The sequence below is a fragment of the Paraburkholderia sp. JHI2823 genome, from assembly GCF_038900695.1.
Lineage (GTDB): Bacteria > Pseudomonadota > Gammaproteobacteria > Burkholderiales > Burkholderiaceae > Paraburkholderia > Paraburkholderia mimosarum.
On the sequence record NZ_JAYMRY010000117.1, the window covers coordinates 1 to 2,565 of the forward strand.

Here is a 2,565-nt window from a genome sequence, read left to right on the forward strand (position 1 = left end):
GTGCGTATTTCGGATGAACGTGACCGGCCGTTTCGGGATCGTGACCGGCGATTTCGGCAACGTGACCGGTCATTTCGGGAACGTGACCGAGCGGACCGGACGGCAGGATTGGCGTTGCGCATGACATCAACCACGCGGGCTATGCTCGCCGGCTTTGGCCGGAGAGAGCATGCCCGCGCACCGGATGAACATGCGCATGATCAAGGACGTTTTACGACTTAAATTCGACGGCGGCTTCTCCCACGATCGGATCGCCGCGTCGCTGGGTATTTCCAAGGGGGTGGTCACGAAGTACGTCGGACTGGCTGGCGCCGCCGGGCTGGACTGGGCGAGTGCCTGTGACATGGACGAAGGCGAGCTCGAGCGGCGGCTTCTCGGCAAGCCGACGGGTCCAGCAGCCTACGCCCAGCCCGACTACGGGCGCATCCATCAGGAATTGCGCCGCAAGGGCGTGACGCTGACGTTGCTGTGGGAGGAGTACCAGGCCGAGTTTGCGGACCGGCAGACCTACCGCTACACGCAGTTCTGCGAGCATTACAAGGCGTTCACGAAACGCCTGAAACGCTCGATGCGGCAGATCCACCGCGCCGGCGAGAAGCTGTTCGTCGACTTCGCGGGTCCGACGCTGCCTCTGACCACGGGGCGACGCGCACACATCTTTGTGGCGGCCATGGGCGCCTCGAGCTATACGTTCGCGTGCGCGACGCCGGCAGAGACGATGGAGGATTGGCTGGGCGGCATCGCACGCGCGCTGACCTTCTATGGCGGCGTGCCGCAACTGATCGTGCCAGACAATCCGCGCGCGATGATTGCCGATCCCGACCGCTATGAACCTCGCGCCGGCGACACCGTGCTGGACTTCGCGCGTCATTACGGTACGTCGTTCCTGCCTGCTCGCGTCTATCGCCCGAGGGACAAGCCGAAAGTAGAGGTTGCGGTCCAGGTGGTCGAACGCTGGATCATGGCGCGTCTGCGTCATCACCGGTTTGCGTCGGTCCAGTCGGTCGATGACGCGATCCGTCCGCTACTGAAGAACCTGAACGAGCGCCCGTTCCAGAAGCTGCCGGGATGTCGTGCCAGCGCATTCGCCGAACTGGACGCGCCGGCTCTACAGCCGCTGCCGGCACAGCCCTATGAGCTCGCTCGATTCAAGACGGTGACGGTCCACATCGACTATCACGTTGAGGTGAACAAACACCGCTACAGCGTGCCGCACGCGCTGGTCGGACTCAAGCTCGATGCGCGCATCACGGCGGGCGCTGTCGAACTGTTGCATCGTGGGCGCCGTGTCGCCAGCCACGCCCGTGACGACAGCGCGGGCGCCTACACCACCATCGTCGAGCACATGCCGGCGGCGCACCGCGCCCATCTCGAATGGACGCCACAGCGGCTCATTCACTGGGGCCAGCAGATCGGCGCAGCAACCGGCGCGCTCGTCACCCGGCTGCTCCAGGAGCAACGCCACCCCGAACACGGCTATCGGGCCTGCCTCGGCTTGCTGTCACTCTCACGTCGCTACGGTCGTGAGCGTCTCGAAGCGGCCTGTGCGCTGGCATTGGAGCTGGGCGTGCACCGTTACCGCCATGTGCGCGACATCCTGATCAACAACCGCGACCGGGCGGCAACGACAGCGCCTGCCGACTGGATCAGCCCCAGCCATGCGCATGTACGCGGCCCCAGCTACTACCAATAAAGAGAACACGCCATGATGATGCAACAGACCCTGACGCAGCTGCGCACCCTGAAGCTGGATGGCTTCGCTGACGGACTAGAGGAACAGTTGACGCAGCCCGGCGTGGCCAGCCTGAGCTTCGAGGAACGCCTGTCGCTGCTGGTCGACCGGGAAACGAGCTGGCGTGATGATCGCCGTCGCACCCGACTGCTCAAGCAGGCGCGCCTCAAGTATCCGCAGGCCGCCATTGAAGATCTCGACACTCGCGCTGGCCGAGGCGTGGACCCGCGTTCGCTCACGAGCCTGGCACTTGGCGACTGGGTCGAAGCCGGATACAGCCTGCTCATCAGCGGCCCAACCGGCGCGGGGAAATCGTGGCTCGCATGCGCCCTGGCCCAATACGCCTGTCGGCGCGGGCACTCAGCGTTGTACCTGCGCGTGCCGCGACTGGGCGAGGAACTGCGCGTCCTGCACGGTAACGGCGGCTTCACGAAATGGTTGCTGCAGGTTGCCCGCATTGACGTGCTTCTACTGGACGACTGGGGCATGGCGCCCCTCGACGCGATGGTTCGAAACGATCTACTCGAGATCATCGATGACCGCGCGGCGGGCAAGGCGACCATCGTCACCAGCCAGTTGCCGATCGAGCACTGGCACGGCTGGATTGGCGACGAGACCATCGCCGATGCGATGCTGGATCGTCTGATGCAACGTCATCACCGGATCACGCTGACCGGCGAGTCGCTCAGAAAAGCATCCCCAAAACCCAACGTCCTGGAGCCCGAACTCGACCAGAACTGACAAGGAAATCTACAATCGACACCGCGCAACGCCCAACCCCGCCGAATCGGTCACGTTCCCGAAATCGGCGGTCACGTTCGCCGAAATCCGCA

The 2,565-nt window shown here is 64.3% G+C and carries 2 protein-coding genes; both read left to right on the plus strand.

Going from position 1 to position 2,565, the window contains the following annotated elements; genetic code table 11:
* The first annotated feature begins 169 nt into the window (after nt 1–169).
* Nucleotides 170–1,693, plus strand: coding sequence for an IS21 family transposase (istA, locus tag VSR34_RS37765; RefSeq protein WP_342965157.1), 1,524 nt, complete (start codon nt 170–172; stop codon nt 1,691–1,693).
* 12 nt (nt 1,694–1,705) lie between these two features.
* Nucleotides 1,706–2,473 carry an IS21-like element helper ATPase IstB gene (gene istB, locus VSR34_RS37770; protein WP_342965158.1) on the plus strand — a complete coding sequence of 256 codons (768 nt, stop codon included), beginning with the start codon at nt 1,706–1,708 and terminating at the stop codon, nt 2,471–2,473.
* Nucleotides 2,474–2,565 lie beyond the last annotated feature (92 nt).